Raw genomic sequence first — 6,782 nt, 5'->3', positions numbered from 1 at the left:
CTCCTGGTTTTTATTTTATAAGGATGATGACCACAAGAACCGTCCCCCTGGACCCCTTTCTACAAGTAACGACCGGTTCTTCCAAAATGACGTACTAATTAAACGTTTGTGTAAAAGTGGTATAACCCCCGTTATGAAAAGCTTTCTCCTTTAATTCTGGCAAAATATTTGTCGGGAAATAAACCAGAAATGAATGATTATCTTGAAAAAACCCCTATAATGAGAACTTTTTCCATAAAACAACATTCTTTGGCAAATACCTAGTTTTTCCCTATTACACAATCGATTGATTAAATCGGGCTTTACTCCTTTAAAGACAAGCTTCTTAAACAAGAATACAAGATAAAGAAGTCGAAATCTGTTTTACTATTAACTAGATAACTCCAATCCCTCTCGGGGTTTCTCTTAGGATTAGCTGTCATACATTTGAGGATATGGAAAAAGAATGCCCTGATGATAATACTGGGAGTGGTAGTTATAATACTTTCACTCCTATTACCTAGTATTATGTTTTTCAATTATTAACCTTTGGGGTGCCTCTATTTATGGTAAGGTTCAACGTGACGAATCAAAATGAGGTTTCATCACTATTATGAGCAGGCAATGTAATTTTTGAATTCTCCATTAAACGAAAAAAGTCGTGCGATTCCCATTTGATTATGATAATATAAAATAAATTAAAAAGACCATGTGTAACTGGCGAAACGCGGATAACCGCGAGGGAGCACATGGTGTCGTGGCCGTTCGCCTGGGCAGAGGTAAGGGAAATATATCCCTTACCTCTTTCTGTTTATTAAGGCAAAAAATTAGGAGGAAAATCATGAGCACGATCACTTTAGAAGAAGTGAAATCTATCAAAACACTTAATAATATTGCAGAAACTGGACTAAAGGTATTCAATAAGGGCAATTTTCAGATTGACAACGGCAGTGAAAATCCGGATGCCATCCTTGTTCGCAGCTTTAATATGCACTCAGTAGAAATTGGCAATAATTTGAAGGCAATCGCAAGAGCTGGAGCAGGTGTGAATAATATTCCGATAGAAAAATGTACAGAGCAAGGTATCGTTGTATTTAATACTCCTGGGGCGAATGCCAATGCCGTAAAAGAAATGGTGCTAACTACATTAATATCTTCTTCCCGCAACCTTTTTGCCGGTATTGCTTGGGTAAAATCATTGGATAGTGAAGGTGACCAAATTCCAAAGCTAGTAGAAGCCGGAAAAAAACAGTTTGTAGGAAAAGAAATCAAAGGAAAAACGTTAGGTGTCATTGGTTTAGGAGCAATTGGTGCCCTTGTAGCGAATGATGCACTTGATTTAGATATGGATGTGATCGGGTTTGACCCGTTTATCTCAGTCGATACGGCTTGGAATTTGTCACGCAATGTACAGCGAGCAATAACAATTGAACAGTTGTTCTCAGAATCTGATTATATTACTGTACACGTACCTTTTACCGAGAATACAAGAGAAATGTTTAACGAAGCAACATTCAGCATAATGAAGCCGGGTGTTCATATTTTAAACTTCTCACGTGGTGAGCTTGTGAATGAAAAAGACATGGCAGCAGCTCTCGAAAGTGGGATAGTTGGGAAGTATATTACAGATTTCCCGAATGAAAATGTGCTGAAAATGAAAAATACAATTCCGATTCCGCACCTAGGTGCCTCTTCACAAGAATCAGAGGAAAATTGTGCAATAATGGCGGCTCGTCAGGTGAAGGAATTTTTAGAAACAGGAAACATCAAAAACTCAGTGAATTTCCCAAATACTTACCTTCCTTATACAGGAAAGCAGCGAGTATTGGCATTTCACCACAATGTTCCAAACATGGTCGGACAGATTACATCCGCTATATCTAGTTATCATTTAAACATTGCCGATATGGTTAACAGAAGCCGAGGGGAATATGCATATACGATGATTGACATTGATAATAAAGTGAATGGTGATGTTATTCCGACATTAGAGGAAAGAATCAAACAAATTTCTGGCATGGTAACCGCTCGTATTATTTAAAAAACAAAGAGGAAATAAGTTAAGTTTCCATGAAAATGGAGCCAAGTTTCAATACTGGCTCCATTTCTTGTGCCTCTATTTATGACACGGTTCACCGCGGTTTATTCAAAAAGCTCTTAAAGCTGCACTACCAAAATCAGTTCCATCTATTAATGGTGGAAGTTCATTTTTGAAAGACAGTTGCTCATTTGATTTTTTTACTTCTTTGTCATTCAAACCTAAATATCCGCTGATAATATAGCCATCTCTTGAGCATCTCGAAAAATAACGAATTAATTCTTCTCAACTAAACGTTTGATTAAAAGACCCACAAACCCTTGTGAAAAACGAACTCTATCCTCATTTCAAGAATATTTCTTGTCGAGGAAATGGTTTACTTTCTTCTATAATATCTCAAAGACCCCCAATAAAAATGGCCTTCTACAAGTAACGACGGGTTCTTCCAAAAATGCCTCATAATCAAACGTTTGTGTAAAAGTGATAGAAACTCCGTTATTAATAGCTTTCTCTCTTGATTCTGGCAAAATATTTGTCGGGAAATAAACGAGAATCGAATGATTATCTTGAAAAATCTCCTAAAATGATCACTTTCCCCATAAAACCGCATTCTTTGGCAAATACCTTGTTTCTTCCCTATTACACAATCGATTGATTAAAATCGGGCTTAACTTCTTTAAAGACAAGCTTCTTTATCAATATTACAAGAAAAAGAAGTCGAAATCTGTTTCACTATTAACAAGATATCTCCAATACCTTTCGGAATAATACTAACTGGTAATTCTCTAGATGGTACCTGGCACCCGGTTCTATTTTGCGACGGTTACCATAACTTAGAATTCTTACTTACTAAGATCCCCGAAGAGATAAAGACCATCGGAACCGTCCCCAAGGTCCACCCAAGGTCCATTAACGTCTTAAAAGCAACTTTACCCATACCCGTAACATCCTCTGCCATATCCTTAACCCCATATTTTCATCTCCAATCTTACACTCAGCGATTCAACACCCCCTATTATATTTTCAAAAAGCAAAGAATGCTTGGACTATTTATTTTATGGGCACCAGAACAAGCCAATGGTCATGGCCAATCAGAAAAAGCCGGCAGAACCGTCCCCTTGTGCTACCCTTGCATATCTAGAATTAAGCATTTTCACCAATTCTTTTGGATGATGTTGATTGGTTTCTAGTTGAAGATGGATGTGATTAGCCATATGACAATAGACGTGGAGGTAAAAACGAACTACTGACGGGCTTCTTCTGACGATCCTACTCTTATCACATGCGGTGCCTTTCACAGCATACCCTTTTGCAAACCCATAAAATAGCAGAAAATCCCGGCGACAGCCGGGCTCATGTTATAATGTTTTTCTAGATTCATGTAGTAATTCACTCAATATTGAACAATAATACCCCTAAAGTGAATATACCACTGCCTCATAAGGATTTAACACATTTCTACTACTATCCTTATCCTCATCATTCGTAATAACAATCGATGCATCCTTAACTGATTCAATAATACCTTCATTCGAAACACCAACTACTTGATCGGAAAAGTTACATAGGATTATGAGTGTTTCATTTTCTCCTATTCTTTTATAGGCAAAGATGTTAGGATCATTTGCTAATACTAATTCAAACCTGCCAGTAGTAATGATATCCACGTCTTTTCTTAGCTGAATAAGACGCTGATAGTAGTAATAAATTGAATTTGAATCTTCTAGCGCTGCCTTTGCATTTATTTCCTTATATTTAGGGTTTACTTTGATCCAAGGTGTACCGGAGGTAAATCCTCCATTTTCAGATTCATCCCATTGCATTGGTGTACGTGCATTATCTCTGCCCTTGGTATAAATAGCTTCCATAATTCTTTCGTGGGACCATCCTAATGACAACTTTTCCTTATACATATTCAAAAGTTCAATATCCCGGTAATCCTCAAGTGTTTCAAAGTGCACATTGGTCATGCCGATTTCTTCACCTTGATAGATGTAGGGTGTTCCCTGCATCATATGAAGACAGGTTGCAAGCATTTTTGCAGACTTTACTCGATATTCCTGGTCATTCCCAAAGCGGGATACGATTCGCGGCTGATCATGGTTGTTCCAGTACAAACTGTTCCAACCTATTTCATGCAGCGATGTTTGCCATTTTTCAAAGTTCTTTTTTAGTTCAACTAAATCAATTGGCTTTAAGTTCCACTTGTCACCATTGACACAATCGAAGTTCATGTGTTCAAAGGTAAAAACCATATTTAACTCTTTATTCTCTGGATCGGTGTACACCATCGCATCCTCAGGAGATGCCCCAGGCATTTCACCTACCGTTAAAACATTATAATTTGAAATAACTTCTGTGTTCATTTCTTTTAAAAACTCATGGATTCGTGGCCCATTTACAAAATATGGACCGCTATCACCGTATAACTGACCTTCCGCAACGATTCCATCTGGATAGGAAGGATCTTTAGAGATGAAGTTTATCACATCCATCCGGAAACCGTCGATGCCTTTATCTAACCAAAACTTCATCATGTCATAAATGTCTGATCTTAATTTTGGATTCTCCCAATTTAAATCTGGCTGCTTTGTCGCAAATAAATGAAGATAATACTGCTTTGTTTCTTCATCATATTGCCAAGCAGAGCCACTGAAAATAGAGCCCCAATTCGTTGGCGGTTCCCCGTTCTCTTTCCCATCACGCCAAATATAATAATCTCGATAAGGGTTATCCTTGCTGATCTTCGATTCTACAAACCATTGATGCTCATCTGATGTGTGATTCACTACTAGGTCCATGACCAGCTTCATATCCCTTTGATGCATTTCATTTAATAATTGGTCGAAATCTTCCATCGTTCCATATTGGTTAAAAATCGTTTGATAGTTTCGAATATCATAGCCATTATCTTCTTGAGGGGAGTCATAAATGGGGGATAGCCAGATGACATCCACTCCAAGCGTTTTTAGGTAGTCTAACCTTTCAATGATGCCTTGAATGTCACCAATCCCATCCCCATTACTATCGTTAAAGCTTTTGGGATAGATTTGATAAACAACGCTTTTTTTCCACCAGTCTTTTGCCTCTTTCTTCATGTTGCATCTTCACCTTCTACTCTCGATTTTATTCTAGTCCAATGATTTCAATATTTTTAATCGGAGCGGCCTCTGAATAGGAGCCTTCTCGTTCCGTCCTAAGCTGCAGGTCCTCCCCCATGTTAAAGGTTTGTAAATTAAATTCATCCTTCCGGTAATTATAGGAATAACCATCATCTTCATATAGAAACCCAGTCATTCCATTTTCTGAATGATAGATTTGCAGCTCTATTTTTTGCTTTTCTTTTGTATTTTTAACAGCCGTTCCTAACGGTAATATCGTACCGGCTTTAATAAAGATTGGCAATGTATCTAAATCAGCTGAAATAAGATGATACTTACCGCCTTCATACTTTTGATGCGTCCAAAAGTCATACCACATACCCTCTGGCAAATAAACGGAACGATGGCTTTGACCAGGACGAAGAATGGGTGCGATCAAAAGCTTGCTTCCTAGTAAAAACTCATCACTGCATTGGAAGGTTTCAGGGTCATTTGGATATTCCATCACTAATGGACGAACGATGGGAAGTCCCGTTTTTTCAGACTCATGAAATAATGAATACAGATAAGGCATAAAGCGATACCGCAGCTCGATATACTTTTTAACCGAAGCTAATGTTTCCTTCCCAAACGCCCAAGGTTCCTGATAAATAGAATCTTGTACACTATGGTTCCGGAAATAAGGCATGAAAGCACCAACCTGGGTCCACCGTATGAGTAATTCTGGAGTGGTATCCGATGAAAATCCGCCAACATCTGCTCCAGTAAACGCTACCCCAGACAATCCAAGATTCATAATCATCGGCAATGACATTTCCAGATGCTCCCAATGACTTCGATTATCTCCCGTCCAAACAGCTGAATACCTTTGAACACCTGCATAACCTGCTCTTGTCAGAGAAAATGGCCGGCCATTTCCTAACAGTTTTTGAAGCCCTTCAAATGTGGCTTTACTCATATATAAGCCATACAAGTTATGCCCCTCGCGATGGGTAATTTCCTTTCCATCAGCGTTATGAATGACATCTAGGTCCATGGTTTTCGATTCATTGAAAACAGAAGGCTCATTCATATCATTCCAAATTCCTCGAATCCCTAAGTCGGTATAGAAGCGATGAAGCTCACCCCACCATTCCTGAACCTCAGTATGGAAGAAATCCGGAAAAGCGCTGATACCTGGCCAGACTTCACCATAATAAACCTCGCCGCTCAAGTACTTACTGAAATATCCTTTTTTCATTCCCTCATAATAAACAGGATAGGCCTCGTCCTTTTTTATCCCTGGGTCAACAATGGGAACAACATCAATCTTCTCGCCTGTAAGTTCCTTAATTAATTCCTTATAGTGTGGAAACTTGTCTTCATCAAAGGTAAAGACACGAAAGCCATTCATATAATGAATATCTAAAAAGACACAATCTAATGGAATTTCATAATCCTTAAATGATTTGACAATATCCTTTACCTCATCCTCGGAGGTGTAGCTATACCTTGACTGATGATAACCTAGCGACCATTTTGGCGGTAAAGGCGTTTTCCCTGTCAAGGTTGTATATAACGTAACAGCCTCTTTCACATCTTGTGCCAGCATGATATAGGTGTTTACCTGCCCGCCCTCAGCCATGATGGTTAACACATCACTTTTATTTTGCATATCGAACTCT

General features: G+C 38.5%; 5 protein-coding genes and 1 riboswitch. Of the genes, 1 reads left to right on the top strand and 4 read right to left on the bottom strand.

The window, feature by feature from the left end:
• The first annotated feature begins 682 nt into the window (after positions 1 to 682).
• A riboswitch (ZMP/ZTP riboswitch) is annotated at positions 683 to 761 on the top strand.
• 59 nt (positions 762 to 820) lie between these two features.
• Positions 821 to 2,020 (top strand): phosphoglycerate dehydrogenase, encoded by a 1,200-nt coding sequence (locus CHI06_RS26590; RefSeq protein WP_095251656.1) that lies wholly within the window; start codon positions 821 to 823, stop codon positions 2,018 to 2,020.
• Between the two features lie 820 nt (positions 2,021 to 2,840).
• Here the strand turns inward: CHI06_RS26590 and CHI06_RS30840 are convergent.
• The 4 genes from CHI06_RS30840 to CHI06_RS26580 all read right to left on the bottom strand — a co-directional run.
• Positions 2,841 to 2,975 carry a hypothetical protein gene (locus CHI06_RS30840; RefSeq protein WP_257009470.1) on the bottom strand — a complete coding sequence of 45 codons (135 nt, stop codon included), beginning with the start codon at positions 2,973 to 2,975 and terminating at the stop codon, positions 2,841 to 2,843.
• A 133-nt stretch (positions 2,976 to 3,108) separates the two neighbouring features.
• Positions 3,109 to 3,315, bottom strand: coding sequence for a hypothetical protein (locus tag CHI06_RS29500; protein WP_142301027.1), 207 nt, complete (start codon positions 3,313 to 3,315; stop codon positions 3,109 to 3,111).
• 117 nt (positions 3,316 to 3,432) lie between these two features.
• Positions 3,433 to 5,115 carry a glycoside hydrolase family 13 protein gene (locus CHI06_RS26585; protein WP_095251655.1) on the bottom strand — a complete coding sequence of 561 codons (1,683 nt, stop codon included), beginning with the start codon at positions 5,113 to 5,115 and terminating at the stop codon, positions 3,433 to 3,435.
• A gap of 28 nt (positions 5,116 to 5,143) precedes the next feature.
• A partial coding sequence (locus CHI06_RS26580) for a TIM-barrel domain-containing protein (protein ID WP_142301026.1) occupies positions 5,144 to 6,782 on the bottom strand: 1,639 nt, incomplete at its 5' end.

Origin of the sequence: Bacillus sp. 7884-1, from assembly GCF_002272245.1 — a bacterium.
Taxonomy (GTDB): Bacteria; Bacillota; Bacilli; order Bacillales; family Cytobacillaceae; genus Neobacillus.
This window is presented reverse-complemented; position numbering and strand designations above follow the sequence as displayed.

What these genes read in the sequence shown, in the direction of transcription:
- CHI06_RS30840 (WP_257009470.1), bottom strand. Translation starts at nt 2,975, where the DNA reads ATGGCAGAGGATGTTACGGGTATGGGTAAAGTTGCTTTTAAGACGTTA.
- CHI06_RS26590 (WP_095251656.1), top strand. Translation starts at nt 821, where the DNA reads ATGAGCACGATCACTTTAGAAGAAGTGAAATCTATCAAAACACTTAAT.
- CHI06_RS26585 (WP_095251655.1), bottom strand. Translation starts at nt 5,115, where the DNA reads ATGAAGAAAGAGGCAAAAGACTGGTGGAAAAAAAGCGTTGTTTATCAA.